The sequence below is a fragment of the Pantoea alhagi genome, assembly GCF_002101395.1.
Classification (GTDB): domain Bacteria; phylum Pseudomonadota; class Gammaproteobacteria; order Enterobacterales; family Enterobacteriaceae; genus Mixta; species Mixta alhagi.
This window is the reverse complement of record NZ_CP019706.1, coordinates 2,337,675-2,354,902: the sequence shown is the minus strand read 5'-3', so window position 1 is coordinate 2,354,902 and position 17,228 is coordinate 2,337,675. Positions and strand designations below refer to the sequence as shown.

Annotated in this window: 16 protein-coding genes and 1 other RNA gene; 5 read left to right on the top strand and 12 right to left on the bottom strand. The window is 53.9% G+C overall.

All coding sequences use genetic code 11. The annotated features are described in order from the left end of the window. Nucleotides 1-325: 325 nt before the first annotated feature. The 4 genes from ubiI to B1H58_RS10980 are packed head-to-tail and all read right to left on the bottom strand — an operon-like array spanning nucleotide 326 to nucleotide 4,665. Nucleotides 326-1,525 (bottom strand): FAD-dependent 2-octaprenylphenol hydroxylase, encoded by a 1,200-nt coding sequence (ubiI, locus tag B1H58_RS10995; protein WP_085070249.1) that lies wholly within the window; start codon nucleotides 1,523-1,525, stop codon nucleotides 326-328. A 13-nt stretch (nucleotides 1,526-1,538) separates the two neighbouring features. Next, a complete protein-coding gene (gene ubiH, locus B1H58_RS10990; protein WP_085070247.1) occupies nucleotides 1,539-2,717 on the bottom strand; it encodes a 2-octaprenyl-6-methoxyphenyl hydroxylase in 1,179 nt (392 codons plus the stop codon). Then, nucleotides 2,714-4,036, bottom strand: coding sequence for a Xaa-Pro aminopeptidase (gene pepP, locus B1H58_RS10985; protein WP_085070245.1), 1,323 nt, complete (start codon nucleotides 4,034-4,036; stop codon nucleotides 2,714-2,716). Before pepP ends, ubiH begins: the two co-directional genes overlap by 4 nt. A 47-nt stretch (nucleotides 4,037-4,083) precedes the next feature. Next, nucleotides 4,084-4,665 carry a YecA/YgfB family protein gene (locus B1H58_RS10980; RefSeq protein ID WP_085070243.1) on the bottom strand — a complete coding sequence of 194 codons (582 nt, stop codon included), beginning with the start codon at nucleotides 4,663-4,665 and terminating at the stop codon, nucleotides 4,084-4,086. 168 nt (nucleotides 4,666-4,833) lie between these two features. Here B1H58_RS10980 and zapA point away from each other — a divergent pair, with 168 nt between their 5' ends. The 3 genes from zapA to B1H58_RS10965 all read left to right on the top strand — a co-directional run bounded on the left by zapA (nucleotide 4,834) and on the right by B1H58_RS10965 (nucleotide 6,075). Continuing rightward, nucleotides 4,834-5,163, top strand: coding sequence for a cell division protein ZapA (gene zapA / locus B1H58_RS10975; protein WP_085070241.1), 330 nt, complete (start codon nucleotides 4,834-4,836; stop codon nucleotides 5,161-5,163). 40 nt (nucleotides 5,164-5,203) lie between these two features. Beyond that, a non-coding RNA gene (gene ssrS, locus B1H58_RS10970) (6S RNA) lies at nucleotides 5,204-5,387 on the top strand. Nucleotides 5,388-5,484: 97 nt separating this feature from the next. Next, on the top strand, nucleotides 5,485-6,075 hold the full coding sequence (locus B1H58_RS10965; RefSeq protein WP_085070239.1) for a 5-formyltetrahydrofolate cyclo-ligase: 591 nt from the start codon (nucleotides 5,485-5,487) through the stop codon (nucleotides 6,073-6,075). A gap of 49 nt (nucleotides 6,076-6,124) precedes the next feature. Here B1H58_RS10965 and serA read toward each other — a convergent pair whose 3' ends face one another. Continuing rightward, entirely contained in the window at nucleotides 6,125-7,363 is a 1,239-nt protein-coding gene (gene serA / locus B1H58_RS10960; protein ID WP_085070237.1) for a phosphoglycerate dehydrogenase, read from the bottom strand. Between the two features lie 282 nt (nucleotides 7,364-7,645). Then, complete coding sequence (gene rpiA / locus B1H58_RS10955) at nucleotides 7,646-8,305, bottom strand: ribose-5-phosphate isomerase RpiA (protein WP_085070235.1); 660 nt, start codon at nucleotides 8,303-8,305, stop codon at nucleotides 7,646-7,648. A gap of 189 nt (nucleotides 8,306-8,494) precedes the next feature. On the opposite strand from rpiA, the gene B1H58_RS10950 reads away from it, so the two are divergent. Further along, nucleotides 8,495-9,409 (top strand): LysR family transcriptional regulator ArgP, encoded by a 915-nt coding sequence (locus B1H58_RS10950; protein WP_085070233.1) that lies wholly within the window; start codon nucleotides 8,495-8,497, stop codon nucleotides 9,407-9,409. 235 nt (nucleotides 9,410-9,644) lie between these two features. On the opposite strand, the gene B1H58_RS10945 is transcribed toward B1H58_RS10950, so the two are convergent. The 6 genes from B1H58_RS10945 to epd form a co-directional block, all read right to left on the bottom strand. Then, on the bottom strand, nucleotides 9,645-10,367 hold the full coding sequence (locus B1H58_RS10945) for an oxidative stress defense protein (RefSeq protein ID WP_085070231.1): 723 nt from the start codon (nucleotides 10,365-10,367) through the stop codon (nucleotides 9,645-9,647). 175 nt (nucleotides 10,368-10,542) lie between these two features. Continuing rightward, a complete protein-coding gene (gene argO, locus B1H58_RS10940; RefSeq protein ID WP_085070229.1) occupies nucleotides 10,543-11,166 on the bottom strand; it encodes an arginine exporter ArgO in 624 nt (207 codons plus the stop codon). Nucleotides 11,167-11,334: 168 nt separating this feature from the next. Then, nucleotides 11,335-12,228: a small-conductance mechanosensitive channel MscS gene (mscS, locus tag B1H58_RS10935; protein WP_085070227.1), complete on the bottom strand. Its 894-nt coding sequence runs from the start codon at nucleotides 12,226-12,228 to the stop codon at nucleotides 11,335-11,337. Nucleotides 12,229-12,411: 183 nt separating this feature from the next. Then, nucleotides 12,412-13,491 carry a class II fructose-bisphosphate aldolase gene (fbaA, locus tag B1H58_RS10930; RefSeq protein ID WP_085070225.1) on the bottom strand — a complete coding sequence of 360 codons (1,080 nt, stop codon included), beginning with the start codon at nucleotides 13,489-13,491 and terminating at the stop codon, nucleotides 12,412-12,414. A 98-nt stretch (nucleotides 13,492-13,589) separates the two neighbouring features. Further along, nucleotides 13,590-14,753 carry a phosphoglycerate kinase gene (pgk, locus tag B1H58_RS10925; RefSeq protein ID WP_085070223.1) on the bottom strand — a complete coding sequence of 388 codons (1,164 nt, stop codon included), beginning with the start codon at nucleotides 14,751-14,753 and terminating at the stop codon, nucleotides 13,590-13,592. 50 nt (nucleotides 14,754-14,803) lie between these two features. Continuing rightward, nucleotides 14,804-15,823: an erythrose-4-phosphate dehydrogenase gene (gene epd, locus B1H58_RS10920; protein WP_085070221.1), complete on the bottom strand. Its 1,020-nt coding sequence runs from the start codon at nucleotides 15,821-15,823 to the stop codon at nucleotides 14,804-14,806. Between the two features lie 642 nt (nucleotides 15,824-16,465). On the opposite strand from epd, the gene B1H58_RS10915 reads away from it, so the two are divergent. After that, a complete protein-coding gene (locus tag B1H58_RS10915; RefSeq protein ID WP_167373286.1) occupies nucleotides 16,466-17,032 on the top strand; it encodes a bactofilin family protein in 567 nt (188 codons plus the stop codon). The last annotated feature ends 196 nt before the right edge of the window (nucleotides 17,033-17,228 follow it).

Here is a 17,228-nt window from a genome sequence, read left to right as displayed (position 1 = left end):
TGGCAAGGCACATAACCAGCAACAGAAGCGCAACAAAGCAGTTTAAAAACCAGTCAGCGAATAAATAACGTTAAAAACGGCCACTGGCAAACAGCCTTCTGCATTAGAAAATATAATGCGAACAGCGGGGTTAAATTAGAATAATTCAAACGAACGAGCCAAAAGCGTGCAGCTGCTTCAGGCTGGTGCAAAGCGGAGAAAAAAGCGGGAAAAAACGATAACAGGCGATTAACGGCGCACAAAAAAAGGGCCGAACGGCCCTGAGATAGCGGGCTACAAACCCGCGCTGTAGGTTTGACGCATAAACACCCTGCTCAGGCTACGCTTAGCGCAACCATTCCGGCAGGTCGTGTAAGCTCATCGCCTGTTTCAGCAACCGGGGCTTAACGCCGGGCAGACGATCTGCCAGCCGCAGGCCAACATCGCGCAATAGCTTTTTCGCAGGATTGTTGCCGGCAAACAGCTCACGAAATCCCTGCATGTTAGCCAACATGAGTGCCGCGCTGTGTTTGCGGCTACGCTCATAGCGACGCAGATAGAGATGCTGACCGATATCTTTGCCCTGCTGCTGCAGGCGGCGGATTTCTCCGGTGAGCTCCGCAGCATCCATAAAGCCCAGGTTAACGCCCTGCCCGGCAAGCGGATGGATGGTATGGGCCGCATCGCCAACCAGTGCCAGCCGATGGGCCGCAAACTGGCGGGCATAACGCGCCGTCAAAGGAAATGTCTGCCGTTCGCTCTCCAGCTCACACAGGCCAAGACGCATATCGAAAGCGACCGACAGCTGCTGATTAAACAACGCGGCAGGCATTTCGCGCAGTCGGGTCACTTCCTGCGGCGGCAATGACCAGACGATCGAACAGAGATGCGCATCGCTCAGCGGCAGGAAAGCCAGTATGCCTTCGCCATGGAAAACCTGACGCGCCACCGCCTGATGCGGCTGCTCGGTACGAATATTCGCAACCAGCGCATGATGCTGATAATCCCAGAAGGTCAAGGGAATATCGGCCTTTTCACGCAGCCATGAGTGCGCGCCGTCAGCCCCAACCAGCAGGCGCGCGCTCATCATGCTGCCATCCTGCAACGTAATAAAAGCTTCGTTATCGCCAAAGGCGACCTGCTGCAGCTGGGCCGGAGCCAGCAGCGTGATATCACTCAACTGTTGCGCACGCTGCCATAAAGCCTGATGGATAGCCTGGTTTTCGATAATGTAGCCAAGATGGCTGACGCCCTGCGGCTCATCAAATTCAATGCGGCCAAAGCTATCGCGATCCCATACCTCCATGCCATGATATGCGCTTGCGCGCTGCGCCAGAATCGCGGACCAGACATCAAGATGCTGCAGCAGCCGTTCGCTGGCGGCGTTGATCGCAGAAACGCGTAAGCCGTGCGGCTCGCTGGGGTTAAAGGGTTCCGGCGCAGATTTTTCCAGCACCGCGATACGCAGGCCGCAGCCCTGTAATCCGCAGGCTACCGCCAGCCCCACCATTCCGCCACCGGCGATCACCACATCATAAGTTTGCATTGAAATCCTCTTTTCAGCGCGTTACCCAGCCAAGCGTACGCTCCGCCAGGCGGTTGCGCAGCCAGGGTAAATTGTCCATTGTCATCAGGCCAAGATTACGTCCTGCCACCAGCGGCAGATAGCGATTAGCAAACAGCCGCACCAGCCCATCGGTAATGCCGATAGTGGCGGCGCGATCCGCCTCTCGCCGTTGACGATAACGCTGTAGTACAGCAAAGCTGCCCGGGTCTTCCTGCTGGCGTTGCGCTGCCGCCAGCGTTTCAGCCAGCGACATTACGTCACGTATGCCAAGGTTAAATCCCTGTCCGGCAATCGGATGTAACGTCTGTGCCGCATTGCCCACCAGCGCCAGTCGATGCGCCACCGTCTGGCTGGCGCTTTGCAGCGCCAGCGGGTAGCTGGAGCGCTGTCCTGCATGGGTAAAACGTCCCAGCCGCCAGCCAAACGCCTGCTGAAGTTCAGCTAAAAACTCGGTGTCGCTCCAGCTATCGATACGGGATTGCGCTGCTGGCGGGTGGCACCAGACTAGCGAACTGCGGCCATGCGACATCGGCAGCAAGGCCAGCGGGCCATGTTCAGTAAAACGCTCAAAGGCGCGTCCCTGATGAGCAATTTGCGTCGTCACGTTGGCGATAACGGCAATTTGTTGATAGTCACTCCGCTGCCACTGAACGCCGCAGGCGGCAGCAACGCGTGAACTGGAACCATCCGCCGCGACCAGTAAACGCCCCTGCAGCTGCTCTCCGCTGGTCAGGGTAACATTGATATGATCCTGATGCTGTTCAACGCGGCTTACCTGCTCCGGGCAACGCAGCGTCACGCCGGGAGCCTTGCGTAACCGCTGATATAACCGGTTTCCCACTTCATGCAGCTCAACCACATTGCCCAAAGCGTTAACGCCATAGTCAGCGGCATCGATGTTTACAAACCCGGCGTGACCGCGATCGCTAACGTGAACATGGGTGATTGGCGTTGCGCATCCGGCAAGCGCGGGCCAGAGATTAATGGCCGCCAGCTGCTGACAGGTTCCTGCCGCCAGCGCAATCGCGCGTCCGTCATAGCCCGGATGGGCGCGTTCTCCCGGTGCAATTGCTTCAATTAGCGTAACCGGCATCTTTCCCTGCGTCAGATGCGAAAGCGCCAGCGCCAGCGTTGCGCCGGTCATGCCGCCACCGGCAATGATCACGCTCATGCCTGCTGCGCTGCCGCCATCAGCGCTTCGATAGCATCAACATCTTTCACCACGCTATCGGTAAGATTTTCATTTCCCTGTTCGGTAATCACGATGTCATCTTCAATACGAATGCCGATGCCGCGATATTCAGCCGGTACATCCGCATCCGGCGCGATATAAAGCCCCGGCTCAACGGTAAGCACCATACCCGGCTCCAGAATACGTCCGCGATCCGGCGTGCCGTAATCACCGACATCATGTACATCCAGCCCCAGCCAGTGGCTCAGACCGTGCATAAAGAACTGTCGATGGGTGTTTTCAGCGATCAGCAATTCCACATCACCTTTCATCACGCCCAGCTCCACCAGCCCGGTAACCATGACCCGCACCACCTCCTGGTTCACCTCACGAATGCTGGTGCCGGGACGAAACAGCGACAGCGCTTTGTACAGCGAAGCCAGCACAATGTTATAGATCGCCCGCTGCGGCGCAGTGAATCTGCCGTTAACCGGGAAGGTGCGGGTAATATCGCCTGCATAACCGTGCAGCTCACAGCCGGCATCGATCAGCACCAGGTCGCCATCGCGTAGCGCGCTCTCGTTTTCGGTGTAGTGCAGAATGCAGGCATTTTCGCCGCCGCCAACAATGGTGTTGTAAGAAGGATGTCGTGCGCCGTGACGGGTAAACTCATGATGAATTTCACCCGCCAGTTGATATTCAAACATACCGGGCCGACAGGCCTGCATGGCACGCGTATGCGCCATCGCACTGATTTTTCCGGCGCGGCGTAATATGTCCAGCTCTTCCGGTGCTTTAAACAGGCGCATCTCATGCACCCAGGGCCGCCAGTCAGTTAGCGTATTCGGTGCCTGCAGATTTTGCCGGAAACCGCGACGCAGCTTTTCTAACGCGCTGAACAGGATACGATCGGCAAACTCATATTCGCCCTGCGCATGGTAAACCACTTCCAGCCCGTTCAGCAGCTGATGAAGCTGTTCGTCCAGCGTATCCCAGGGCAGCGCGCGATCCACGCCCAGCTTTTCCGGCGCAGCATCCTGCCCCAAACGGCGACCGAACCAGATTTCCGCCTGCTTATCGCGTACGCGGTTAAACAGCACGCTGTGGTTGTGGGTTTCACTGCTTTTAATCAACAGCAGCAGCGCTTCGGGCTCGTTGAAGCCGGTGAAATACCAGAAATCGCTATGCTGGCGGAAAGGATATTCGCTATCCGCGCTGCGCGTCACTTCCGGCGCCGCAAAAATTAACGCCGCGCTGCCTACAGCCATACGCGACAACAGCGCCTGACGGCGCTGCAAAAAAGTATCCAGCGTAATCATCCGTATCTTCTCCCTGAGTTAGGCCGCCGCGCGGCGATAGCAAACAGTCAGTGCAGCGTAACCTTTTTCTCTTCCGGCGCGCCCGGCGGCATCGGCGGATTAAAGGTTTCATAGCACAGCAAGGCGGCTACACGCACATACTCAATAACCTCTTCCATTGACTGCTCCAGCTCTTCCTGGTCGTCCTCTTCATCATAGCCAAGCTGCGCAATGGTGCGCAGATCGTCGATGGCTTCGCCCGCTTCGCCTTTGACTTTATCCAGTTTAGGCTGCGTTACGCCCAGCCCTAACAGAAAATGGTTAACCCAGCCGGCTAACCCATCCGCGCGCTCAAAGACGCTGCTTTCGTCTTCATCGGGCAGCATCAGCTGAAACAGAAAGCCCTCTTCTTCCAGCGTATCCTGAATATGTGCATGCAGCGCCTGCAGCGGCTGCGAGAGCGATTGTGAGAAGGCTAATCCTTCGTTGGCAAGATCGTGCACCAGCGCTTTCCAGCTGTGATCTTTATTGCCACCGCAGACAATGCCGCTGATCAAGCCGTGCATTTCAGCCGGCGTCATTCCCACCCCCTGTTGGGTCAGGAGGGATGCCAGCGCCTGATAGCCCGGCTGTGTGTTATCTGTAGACATATGCATTATCATCGTTGGCGGAGTAAGTTCGTGTTATGCTACCACCAGGTGCCTTGAGGTTTCCAGAAAGGGCTTGTTTCTTCACGCAAGGGTAGATATAGTGGCGCCCCTTCTGAGCCGGAGCAGGTTCAGAACGATGCGGGCGCAGTAATCAGTCAGGAAGGTGGCATGTCTGCACAACCGGTAGATATTCAGATTTTTGGACGTTCGTTACGCGTGAATTGTCCGCCTGAACAGCAAGATGCGCTGAACGCGGCGGCGGAAGATCTTAATCAGCGGTTGCAAGATCTGAAAGTTCGCACTAGAGTCACAAATACAGAGCAGCTGGTGTTCATCGCTGCGTTGAACATTTGCCATGAGCTGGCGCAGGAAAAGGGGAAAACCCGGGACTATGCTGCTAACATGGAACAACGCATTCGAATGCTGCAACAGACCATTGAACAAGCGTTGCTTGAACAAGGTCGCATAACTGAACGCCAGGGTGCGAAGTTCGAATAACACTTTACGGCCTGCTGTGATACAGTGGCGGTGAAGTACAATTTCTCTGAGATGTTTGCAAGTGGGCCAGTCCCCTGAGCCGATATTTCAAAACCACAGAGTGTGGCGCTCCGCAGCCTGTGTGCATGCCCGGTCCGTCCGGGAAGCCTAATGGTTACGACGACACATTCACCTTGAACCAAGGGTTCAAGGGTTACAGCCTACGGCGGCATCTCGGAGATTCCTTTCTTTACCTCAGCAGTAACGCCTTGCGTTCGCCTGTAAATTCTTTGTCTTCTCTGTGCTATATTCGCAGCATTCCCCGCTGGCGCAGGCACCCCTATGTCTTTATCTCTTGAACGACAAGCTATACGTACGCATGTACGCCATTTACGGCGTGGACTCAGCGCAGAGCAGCAAACGCACGCGGCAAATAGCGTTGCTGAACATGCATTAAACGTAGCGTCGGTGGATCGGGCGCAGCATATCGCGCTGTTTCTGTCGGTTGATGGCGAGCTCAATACCTGTCCGCTGATTGCCCGACTCTGGCAGCAGCACAAGCAGGTTTATCTGCCGGTGTTGCACCCTTTCTCGCCGGGAAACCTGCTGTTTATTCACTATACGCCGGAAACAATACTGATCCCCAATCGGCTACGCATTCCGGAGCCACCGCTGGACGTACGGCATATTATTCCGCTCGACCGGCTGGACGTGATGTTTGTACCGCTGGTGGCGTTTGATAAACAGGGACAGCGTCTGGGAATGGGTGGCGGGTTTTACGATCGCACCCTGCAGCACTGGCGCAACCATCGTTTTCTTCCCATCGGTCTGGCGCACGACTGTCAGCAGGTGGATACGCTGCCTGCCGAAGCCTGGGATATCCCGTTACCGGCGATTTTAACCCCTTCCCGTCTGTGGCAGTGGGAAACGTAAAACGCCGCCTGAAAATCAAGGCGGCGTCGGCAGAGATAAACGCGGGTAATCAGTAAAGCAGGCGCGCGCGCATCGTGCCCGGAATCGCTTTCATCAGCGTCAGCGCCTTATGCGCCACATCCAGTTCTGCATCAATATCGATAACCACATAGCCCATCATCGGCGTGGTTTGCAGGTACTGTGCAGAGATATTGATCCCCTGCTCAGCGAAAATCTGGTTAATGGCGGTCAGCACTCCAGGACGGTTTTCATGGATATGCAGCAGACGGCTCACATGTGCGCCATGCGTAGGCAGTGAAACTTCCGGGAAGTTAACGGCAGAGAGCGTAGAGCCGTTATCAGAATATTTCGCCAGCTTGCCAGCGACTTCAATGCCGATATTCTCCTGCGCTTCCTGCGTTGAGCCGCCGATATGCGGCGTCAGGATCACGTTGTCGAATTCGCACAACGGGGAGTTAAACGGATCGCTGTTGGTCGCTGGCTCTTCAGGAAAGACATCGATAGCCGCACCGGACAGATGTTTATTCGCCAGCACCTGGCAGAGCGCGGGAATATCCACCACCGTTCCGCGCGAGGCGTTAATCAGCAGCGAGCCGGGCTTCATCAAGGCCAGCTCCTCTGCTCCCATCATATTTTGGGTAGAGGAGGTTTCCGGCACGTGCAGGCTGACAACATCGCTCATATTCAACAAGTCGGAAAGATGCGTGACCTGCGTGGCATTGCCCAGCGGCAGCTTGTTCTCGATATCATAGAAAAAGACATGCATGCCCAGGCTTTCCGCCAGCACGCCCAGCTGCATGCCGATATGACCGTAGCCAATAATACCCAGTTTCTTACCGCGTGCCTCATACGAACCGGCGGCCTGTTTATTCCAGATGCCGCGATGGGCTTTGGCATTCGCCTCTGGGATACCGCGCATCAGCAGCAGCATCTCCCCGATAACCAGCTCCGCCACTGAACGCGTATTCGAGAACGGCGCATTGAACACCGGCACACCGCGTTTTGCCGCCGCGTCTAAATCCACCTGATTGGTGCCGATACAGAAGCAGCCTACGGCCACCAGCTTTTCAGCTGCGGCAAAAATCTCTTCAGTCAGCTGAGTACGGGAACGAATACCGATAAAGTGCGCATCGCGAATGGAGGCTTTCAGCGCTTCACTATCCAGCGCGCCTTTGTGATATTCAATATTGGTGTAACCTGCCGCACGCAAATTATCCAGCGCGCTTTGGTGAACGCCTTCCACCAGCAGAAACTTAATTTTGTCTTTCTCCAGCGATACTTTTGCCATTTCCCGACCCTATTTTGCAGACTTCAGAAGAGGCTGTAATAAGCCAGCCTTCTGCCAAAATATCAAAATTTACGCGCACGGCAATACAAACGATTGCCTGTCGCTTAGCATGGGTAAATGTGGATTAGGGCGGATTCAACAGATTATGATGGGAAGCGCGTCACTGGCAGAACGATAGCGTTGCAGGCACCCGTTATGTGACATAAGTCACCAAATTAGGCTATCCGTAGAAAAGATGTTTTTCAGTAAGAAATAACCGGCGCGGCAGACGCGCCGGTCAGATCATTTGGTAATGGTTTTTACCCCATCAGGGCCGCCGATCAGTGCCACATCGGCGCCGCGTGCGGCAAAAAGCCCTACCGTCACTACGCCAGGCAACGCATTAATGGCGCGTTCCAGCTCGGTCGGGTTAACAATGCTGAGATTATGTACGTCGAGAATAATGTTGCCATTATCGGTTACCACCTGCTGACGATATTCCGGCAGGCCGCCCAGCTTCACCAGTTCACGCGCCACATAAGAACGCGCCATAGGGATCACCTCCACCGGCAGCGGGAAAGCGCCCAGCACATCAACCTGCTTTGACGCATCAGCGATGCAGATAAACTTATCCGCGACCGCCGCGATGATTTTCTCACGCGTCAGCGCCGCGCCGCCGCCCTTGATCATCTGCATCTGCGGGTTGATTTCATCAGCGCCGTCAACGTATACCGCCAGAGCGTCGACCTCGTTAAGATCGAATACCGGAATACCCAGACCTTTTAACTTCAGCGTAGAAGCCTCAGAGCTGGAAACCGCCCCCTCGATTTGGTGTTTGATCGAGCCGAGTGCATCAATAAAGTGGGCGGCGGTCGAGCCAGTGCCCACGCCGACAATGGTCCCTGGCGTGACATAATCCAGCGCGGCCCAGCCAACTGCTTTTTTCAGTTCATCCTGCGTCATGGTATGTTTAAAACCTGTGCTAATAGTGTGCGCGTAGTATAAAACAAGCTCTGGCTAAAATGCCTGTTGGACAAGCGGTGTTTTGTCGCTTTGCAAAGCAGTCCACAAACTGTCGCCGTTATCCGCAGCCGCAAAGTATTAATTTTATGGCATAGTGTCCCGCCATTCCTGAAGGAGAACAGAATAACAATGAAAAGACCCGATTATCGAACGCTTCAGGCTCTGGACGCTGTGATTCGCGAGCGCGGCTTTGAGCGCGCGGCGCAAAAATTGTGTATCACCCAGTCGGCGGTGTCACAACGTATAAAGCAGCTGGAAAACATGTTCGGTCAACCCTTGCTGGTGCGCACTATTCCGCCCCGTCCAACCGAACAGGGACAAAAACTGCTGGCTTTGCTGCATCAGGTAGAGCTGCTGGAAGATGAGTGGCTGGGTGATGAAAACGGCGGTACAACGCCGTTACTGCTGTCGCTGGCGGTGAACGCGGACAGTCTGGCGACCTGGCTGCTGCCCGCGCTAAAAGATGTTTTAACCGATTCGCCGGTACGCCTGAATTTACAGGTGGAAGATGAAACCCGCACGCAGGAACGCTTACGCCGTGGTGAGGTTGTCGGGGCCGTGAGTATTCAGCCGCAGCCGCTGCCCAGCTGTTTAGTGGATCGGCTTGGCGCGCTGGATTACCTGTTTGTCGGCTCGCCTGAGTTCGCCGCACGCTACTTTCCTAATGGCGTAACGCGCTCGGCGTTGCTGAAAGCGCCAGCGGTGGCCTTTGATCATCTGGATGATATGCACCAGGCCTTTTTACAGCAGAATTTTGATTTATCGCCCGGCAGCGTGCCCTGCCATATCGTTAATTCGTCTGAGGCATTTGTGCAGCTGGCACGTCAGGGCTCGACCTGCTGTATGATCCCACATCTGCAAATCGAAAGAGAGCTGGCAAGCGGTGAGCTAATCGATCTTACGCCCGGCCTTTATCAGCGCCGGATGCTTTACTGGCACCGCTTCGCGCCGGAAAGCCGCCTGATGCGTAAGGTCACCGATGCGTTGCTGGCGCATGGCCATCGCGTATTGCGTCAGGAAGAAGATAAAGCGCTTAGCGGTTAAGGCGCGATGAAAGGCATGCTTGCCTGCACATTAACTCCCAAAACCTAAGGCTCGGGGTGTGCAGGCAGAGGAGTAAAGCGTCCCGCGCCATGGACGGCGCGGGCCGAGCTGTCAGGGATGACGTTTTTTGCGTCTTTACCATCGGCCTGCACTTCCCGCGCAAGCGCCCTGCTTCCGCAACCTAAGGCGTGAGAAGTACTTTAGGCTATTCAGACGGCATTTCTGCCGGGTTCAACTAGTTACGCTGTAGCTCGAACACCACATCAACCTGATCGTCAAAATGAATGCTCTGCTGCTCATACGTTTGCTGAGCAGAGGTCATTGGCGCAGCTTCAGCGGCTTTGTACATACGCGCAATTGGCATCGGCTGATAGTTGGCAACATGGTAGCGCACGCTATAAACCTGGCCCAGCTTAGCGTTAAAGCCTTTTGCCAGCGCCGCCGCCTGCTGCGTGGCGTTTTCAATCGCCGCCTGTCGCGCCTTCGCTTTGTAATCATCCGGATTCGCTACGCCCAACTCTACCGAGCGAATTTCATTCAGCCCTGACTTCAGCGCGCCATCCAGTAAATCGTTCAGCTTATCCAGCTGACGCAGCGTGACCTGCACCTGACGTACTGCACGGTAGCCTTTCAGCACCGATTTACCCTCTTTGGTGTAGTCATATTCTGGCTGGGTACGCAGGTTCGCCGCATCGATATCTTTTTTCTCGATACCATTTTTACTTAGCAGATCGAAATATTGCGCCACGCGAGCGTCCGCCTGTTTTTTCGCTTCCGCAGCATCCTTGGAGGAGACGTTAACTTCTATCGCCAGCGTGGCGATATCAGGACGGGCATCTACGCTGGCCTGTCCTGATGTAACAACATGCGGCCCGTTGGGTAGCTCATTCGCCTGGGCGATTAACGGCCCGGTACTTAATCCCATTATTGCGGCCAGAGCCAGTGCTTTCAGTTTCACGAAAGGTCCTCCTTGAAGACAAAACAAATTTACGGGGCGCCGTACTGGCAGTTGCCATCACGGCCACGCAAGCCTGCCACAAGCCAGCCGCGGGCGACATGCGTGTTCCTCTGAGTTTTTATTGTGGCAAAAGTTTCCTTTTTTGCCGCGCGCCGCGTTTAATTCTGCCAGCGCCTCAGTAAAAGCCCGTTAACGCCTGTAATGCCAGTTTGAAGGCAATGAACCACATCACTACGCCGACAAACAGATTAATGATGCGCTGTGCGCCCACCGTACTCAGCCGTGGCGACAGCCAGGCCGCCAGCAACGCCAGGCTAAAGAACCAGAGAAAAGAGGCGCTGGCGGTGCCGAGCGCGAACCAGCGACGCGCCTCTGGCGGCAGTTGCCCGCCAAGGCTGCCCAGCACAACAAAGGTATCCAGATAAACGTGCGGGTTTAACCAGGTCACTGCTACCAGCGTAGCGATAATTCGCCAGCGGCTTTGCTGCTTTAGTTGTGTACTGGCAAGGGAAATATCAGCGCTAATCGCTGCACGCAGCGCGCCCCAGCCATACCACAACAGAAAAGCGACGCCGCCCCAGGTCACCAGATTCAGCAGCAACGGCGACTGATTAAGCAGCGCGCTGCCGCCGAAAACGCCGGCGGAAATCAGAATGATATCGCTTAGCGTACAGAGTGCGGCGGTCATAAGATGATATTGCTGACGTATACCCTGATTAAGCACAAACGCGTTTTGCGGTCCCAGCGGCAATATAAGCGCCACACCCAAAGCAACCCCTTGAAAGTAAACGGATAACATGAATTTTTCCCCAAAGCGGATAATGGCGGGCAGTGTATAGCGTCAGGGCGGGCGGGAGAAATGGAAAGAATTAATGGGATATCAGCGGGGCTAATAACAGCGCGGGCGAGGTGTTACCTCGCCCGCTGGCTTACAGTGCGTTTGCCATTGCTGGCCAGCTGCTTGCCATTATTGATTAACGTTGACGGTTTCTGCGCTGGCTTTTTCCGCTTCAGCAGACTTTACCTGATGCAGATGAACATCCATCTGCGGATAAGGAATACCAATGCCGTGCGCATCCAGCGTGCGCTTGAAGTTTTTCATCAGATCCCAGTAAACATCCTGTAGATCGCTGCTATTGCTCCAGCAACGCACCACAAAATTCAGCGAAGAAGCCGCCAGTTCGTTCAGGCCAATCTGTACGCCTTTATCCTGCAATACGCGCGGGTCGGCATCCACAACCTCACGCAGCAGGGAGATCACCTGATCAACATCTGCGTCGTAGGCCACGCCGATAATAAATTCATTACGGCGCACCGGCTCGCGCGAGAAGTTAACAATGTTGCCAGAGATAATTTTCCCGTTAGGGATAACCACCATTTTACCGTCAGCGCTGCGTAACGTAGTGGAGAAGATCTGCACGTTCAATACCGTGCCCATTACGCCGCCCAGATCGACAAACTCACCGGTACGGAACGGACGGAAGGTAACCAGCAGTACGCCAGCGGCAAGGTTAGAGAGTGAGCCTTGTAACGCGAGGCCCACCGCCAAACCCGCCGCACCCAGTACGGCAATCACCGACGCCGTCTGTACCCCGACGCGCCCCAGCGCAGCAATCAGCGTAAAGGCGATAACGCCGTAACGCACCAGCGCCGACAGAAAATCTGCCACGGTGGCATCGATATGACGCGCGAGCAGCAGACGGTTTATTCCATTCGAAATGATGCGCGCGATAATCATCCCCACAATAAGGATGGCGAAAGCGGCGACAATATTAACCGCATAACCGATCAGCAACGCCTGATTATGTACCAGCCAGCCGCCTGCACTGCTGATGCCGTTTACCACATTTAAATCTTCCATCTATTCACCCTGTTATCTTTCCCCAAAAGAGATTGTGAAAACCGTTAGTGAGAGCTGAGCAGCCCTGCACCAAGGGTAACAATAACCATCCGCTTCGCCAAATAAGTGACGATTAAGGTTACAGTTTTCACGCAAAATGCCATAAAAAAAGGCCCCTCGGGGCCTTTTATCATCAGTTCGCGATTACAGCGTATTGATGTTGTTCAGCTCTTTAAACGCCTGCTCTAAACGCACAACCATGGAAGCCTGTGCAGCACGCAGCCAAACGCGCGGATCGTAGAATTTTTTGTTCGGCTTATCGTCGCCTTCCGGGTTACCCAGCTGCGCCTGCAGATAGCCTTCGTTCTTTTTGTAGTACTGCAGAATACCGTCCCAGGTCGCCCATTGGGTGTCGGTGTCGATATTCATTTTGATTACGCCGTAGTCGATAGACTCTTTGATCTCTTCAGCAGAAGAACCAGAACCACCGTGGAACACGAAGTTCAGCGCATTGTGCGGCAGGTTATGCTTCTGGCACACATATTCCTGAGAATTTTTCAGGATTTTCGGCGTCAGAACCACGTTACCCGGCTTATAAACGCCATGTACGTTACCGAAAGAGGCGGCGATGGTGAAACGATGGCTTACTTCGCTCAGCTTGGTATAAGCGTAATCAACGTCTTCCGGCTGGGTGTACAGCGCAGAGCTGTCGAGATGGGAGTTATCCACGCCATCTTCTTCACCACCGGTCACGCCCAGTTCGATCTCCAGCGTCATATCCATTTTCGCCATACGCGCCAGATATTTGCTGCAAATCTCGATGTTTTCTTCCAGCGTCTCTTCAGACAGGTCGATCATGTGAGAAGAGAACAGTGGCTTACCGGTCTGAGCAAAATGTTTTTCGCCCGCGTCCAGCAGACCGTCGATCCATGGCAGCAGTTTCTTCGCGCAGTGGTCAGTGTGCAGGATGACCGGCACGCCATATTTTTCCGCCATCAAATGCACATGATGCGCACCGGCGATAGCACCGGCGATAGCAGCCGCCTGCGGCTCGTCAGATTTAAAGCCTTTACCGGCGATAAATGCGGCACCGCCGTTAGAGAACTGAACGATAACCGGAGCCTGAACTTTAGCAGCAGCTTCCAGCACGGCGTTGATAGAGTCGGTACCCACACAGTTAACGGCTGGCAGCGCGAATTTGTTCTCTTTTGCTACCTGAAAAACTTTCTGTACGTCATCACCGGTGACAACGCCTGGTTTTACGAAATCAAAAATTTTAGACATCTGTTTTGTCCTGTTTCGTCGGCCGTGTTACGGATTCACGCCCATTTAAGTAAGCTGGGCAATACGTTCTGGCAGGACGCAAAGCCCTGCCCTAAAAGTTACTGTTTAGCACGCTCTTCGAGCATAGCGACCGCTGGCAGTTTTTTACCTTCTACAAACTCAAGGAACGCGCCGCCGCCGGTAGAGATATAAGAAATTTTATCTTCGATGCCAAACAGATCGATTGCCGCCAGCGTATCACCGCCGCCAGCAACAGAGAACGCTTCGCTATCAGCGATGGCGTTAGCGATGATTTCGGTGCCTTTACGGAAGTTCGGGAATTCGAACACGCCTACCGGGCCGTTCCACAGAATGGTTTTCGCCTCTTTCAGCACTTTCGCCAGGGACTGTGCCGTTTCATCGCCGAAGTCCATAATCTCTTCGTTGTCGGCGATTTCGTTAACTTTTTTCACCGTAGCAGGCGCAGTTTCAGAGAATTCCGTACCCACACGTGAGTCGGTAGGCACCGGAATAGCGTACTGATCGCGCAGGCCTTTCGCGGCTTCAACGAAATCCGGCTCATACAGAGATTTACCGACTTTGTTATCGATAGCCACGAAGGTGTTGGCGATACCACCACCGACAATAACGGTGTCAGCGATTTTAACCAGTGAGTTCAGCACGTCGAACTTGGTAGAAACTTTAGAACCCCCCACTACCGCTACCAGCGGACGAGCCGGGTTGTTCATCACTTTACCCAGCGCTTCCAGCTCGGCAGAGAGCAGCGGGCCGGCACAGGCGATCGGCGCGAATTTACCTACGCCATGCGTAGAAGCCTGCGCGCGGTGAGCGGTACCAAATGCGTCCATAACGAATACGTCGCACAGCGCGGCATATTTTTTCGAGAGGGTTTCGTCGTCTTTCTTCTCGCCTTTGTTGAAACGCACGTTTTCCAACACCACCAGCTCACCTGCGCCAACTTCTACGCCGTCGAGGTAATCTTTAGCCAGGGTAACGTTGGTGCCGTTCAGTTTCTCTTTCAGGTAGTTAACTACCGGCAGCAGCGAGAACTCTTCGTTGTATTCGCCTTCGGTCGGACGTCCCAGGTGGGAAGTCACCATCACTTTCGCACCCTGTTTCAGAGCAGCTTCGATGGTCGGCAGCGAAGCGCGAATACGCGCATCTGACGTCACTTTCCCTTCTTTAACCGGCACGTTGAGATCGGCACGGATCAGAACGCGTTTACCAGCAAGATCCAGATCGGTCATCTTAATTACAGACATGGTGAACCCTCTCGTTGATTCTCATAAGTTTTGTCAGACGCATCCGCGTCTTACCTGAAACCACTTGCGGCCATTGCTAACGTCGTGTCGAGCATCCGGTTAGCAAAGCCCCATTCATTGTCACACCAGACTAATGTCTTAACCAGGTGGTGACCGCTGACCCGCGTTTGCGTGCCGTCCACTATGGCACTGTGCGGATCGTGATTAAAATCGATCGAGACTAACGGCATTTCCGTATAGTCAACTATACCACTAAAAGCCCCCGCTGAGGCATTTTGCAGCACGGCGTTCACCTCGCGCGCGCTGACCGCAGCACGGACGCTAACGCTGAGATCCATCGCGGTCACGTTAATCGTAGGCACCCGCACGGCGATCGCTTCAAAGCGATCGTGGAACTGCGGCAGGATGCGCCCAATGCCCGCAGCAAGCCGCGTATCAACGGGAATGATCGACTGACTGGCGGCGCGTGTACGGCGAAGATCGCTGTGATAAGCATCGATCACCTGCTGATCGTGCATCGCGGAATGGATAGTGGTCACGGTGCCGGATTCGATGCCAAAAGCATCATCCAGTAGCTTAATAATCGGAATAATACAGTTAGTCGTGCATGAGGCGTTGGAGACAATGCGATCGCTTTGTTTAAGCGCCTGCTCATTTACGCCGAAGACTACCGTGGCATCAAGATCGTTGCCGCCGGGATGGGAAAAGAGCACTTTCTTCGCCCCCGCCTGCAGATGGGCTTCGCCATCGGCCCGGCTACCCCAGATGCCGGTACAATCCAGCACCACGTCTACATTGAGTTCGCGCCACGGCAGATCGGTGATTTGCGCCTGATGCAGCAGACGAATCGTATCTTCACCCACCCACAACAGATCGCGTTCCTGACGCACTTCCCAGGCAAAACGACCATGGCTGGTATCATATTTCAACAGATGCGCCATACCGGCAGATTCCGCCAGTTCATTAATAGCGACCACGCTAATTTCTGCCCGACGGCCGGTTTCGTACAGCGCACGTAGTACGCTGCGTCCAATACGGCCAAAGCCATTAATCGCTACGCGAAGGGTCATACATCTCCTGCGTCAGAACCTGATAAATACGTGCCGATAGCCTGAGCCAGCCGTTACGATTTGTACAGGGAAAAATCCGCCAGCGCAATCCATCCAGAGTGGGAGGAATTGTCGAAACTGAAACGCTTCAGCCAGAATATTCGTTACCAGGAATAATTAAAATGATAGCGATCAACCCTTGGCACAAACTTCTGACACAGATCACAAATTTGAATAAAAGTTGCCGTGGGTGTCCCCGCTTTTGTTAGCGCTCATAGTATGGTGAGGCAATATCAACGCCTGCTTTACATACAAAACCGCCTGCAAGCGGAGGCCTGTGGTCATGCATCGCCTGCACTTTGCGGTGGGCCTGATTTCCTGTATTGAATGCAGGCATTATCTGACAGCTCTGTATTACCTGATGAAAGGTTCAGTCGTTACGGCTGCACCGCACGTATTTTTGTTCGGTAAAAGGACGTTATGAACCATAAGCTGCTGTGGGGTGTCTGGTTTACCTGGGCTACGGCTTTGCTGATTTATTGTCTTGAATGGGAAAGTCTCCGGGCGCTACTCATCCTCCTGTTAAAAATAATGTTGGCGTTAATAACCTCTTTCATTATTTTATCTTTACTTCGCTATATAAGATCTCACAAAGGACTGACTATGTTTAAACGCAAAGAGAACATATCCGCCAGTAATTCCGCTACGGAACAACAGGAATGTTATATTCCGCCGCAGCCAATACAGGATAATAGCGAAACGGTTTCGACCGCGATGGTGGTAGACAAGGACGCGACTATTATTCCGTCTAATTGCCATATTAACGGTGAGATAAAAGCGTCTGGCGATATGAAAATCAACGGTACTATCGACGGCACCATCACAGCGGAGCGAACCGTCTATGTGCTCAGTAAAGGCTGCGTGGAAGGAGAAATTTATGCCGCCAGGGTTGTTGTAGACGGCAAAGTCACGGGCGTTTGCGCCAGCGCGGTTGTAGAGATCAACGCCTGCGGCTTAATTGACGGCACCATTGAAAGCGACGATCTCTCTATCAATAAAAGCGGACGTTTTTACGGTACATCGAAACCGCTGGCGGTAAAAAAAGCGCCGCCGGAAAGCAAGCCAGTAGTTAATAATGAGGATAGCGATGAACAGTTTACGACTATTCAACAGGTGCTGGATAACATGCCGGATAAAATATCATTCCAGATAAAACCTGAAACTTATTAATCGCCAGGATCATAAATAAAATAACATCTATTAATTGAATATATTTTACGCCAGCCAGTTAAATTGTTAAGCCCGGAAGGTTAGCCGCAGTAATCCTGCTGTTTATTAACAAAAGTAATTAGTTGATAAATTAATGGCGCGTTGATTATTAAACCGCGCGCCATTAAATATCAGGTTCGTCCGCATAACGGACGAA

Bases quoted from the DNA above. Each gene is read 5' to 3' on its own strand.
- pgk (WP_085070223.1), bottom strand. From the start codon at position 14,753: ATGTCTGTAATTAAGATGACCGATCTGGATCTTGCTGGTAAACGCGTT.
- epd (WP_085070221.1), bottom strand. From the start codon at position 15,823: ATGACCCTTCGCGTAGCGATTAATGGCTTTGGCCGTATTGGACGCAGC.
- rpiA (WP_085070235.1), bottom strand. From the start codon at position 8,305: ATGACGCAGGATGAACTGAAAAAAGCAGTTGGCTGGGCCGCGCTGGAT.
- argO (WP_085070229.1), bottom strand. From the start codon at position 11,166: ATGTTATCCGTTTACTTTCAAGGGGTTGCTTTGGGTGTGGCGCTTATA.
- ubiH (WP_085070247.1), bottom strand. From the start codon at position 2,717: ATGAGCGTGATCATTGCCGGTGGCGGCATGACCGGCGCAACGCTGGCG.
- mscS (WP_085070227.1), bottom strand. From the start codon at position 12,228: ATGGAAGATTTAAATGTGGTAAACGGCATCAGCAGTGCAGGCGGCTGG.
- serA (WP_085070237.1), bottom strand. From the start codon at position 7,363: ATGGCAAAAGTATCGCTGGAGAAAGACAAAATTAAGTTTCTGCTGGTG.
- fbaA (WP_085070225.1), bottom strand. From the start codon at position 13,491: ATGTCTAAAATTTTTGATTTCGTAAAACCAGGCGTTGTCACCGGTGAT.
- pepP (WP_085070245.1), bottom strand. From the start codon at position 4,036: ATGATTACGCTGGATACTTTTTTGCAGCGCCGTCAGGCGCTGTTGTCG.
- B1H58_RS10950 (WP_085070233.1), top strand. From the start codon at position 8,495: ATGAAAAGACCCGATTATCGAACGCTTCAGGCTCTGGACGCTGTGATT.
- ubiI (WP_085070249.1), bottom strand. From the start codon at position 1,525: ATGCAAACTTATGATGTGGTGATCGCCGGTGGCGGAATGGTGGGGCTG.
- B1H58_RS10915 (WP_167373286.1), top strand. From the start codon at position 16,466: ATGTTTAAACGCAAAGAGAACATATCCGCCAGTAATTCCGCTACGGAA.
- B1H58_RS10965 (WP_085070239.1), top strand. From the start codon at position 5,485: ATGTCTTTATCTCTTGAACGACAAGCTATACGTACGCATGTACGCCAT.
- zapA (WP_085070241.1), top strand. From the start codon at position 4,834: ATGTCTGCACAACCGGTAGATATTCAGATTTTTGGACGTTCGTTACGC.
- B1H58_RS10980 (WP_085070243.1), bottom strand. From the start codon at position 4,665: ATGTCTACAGATAACACACAGCCGGGCTATCAGGCGCTGGCATCCCTC.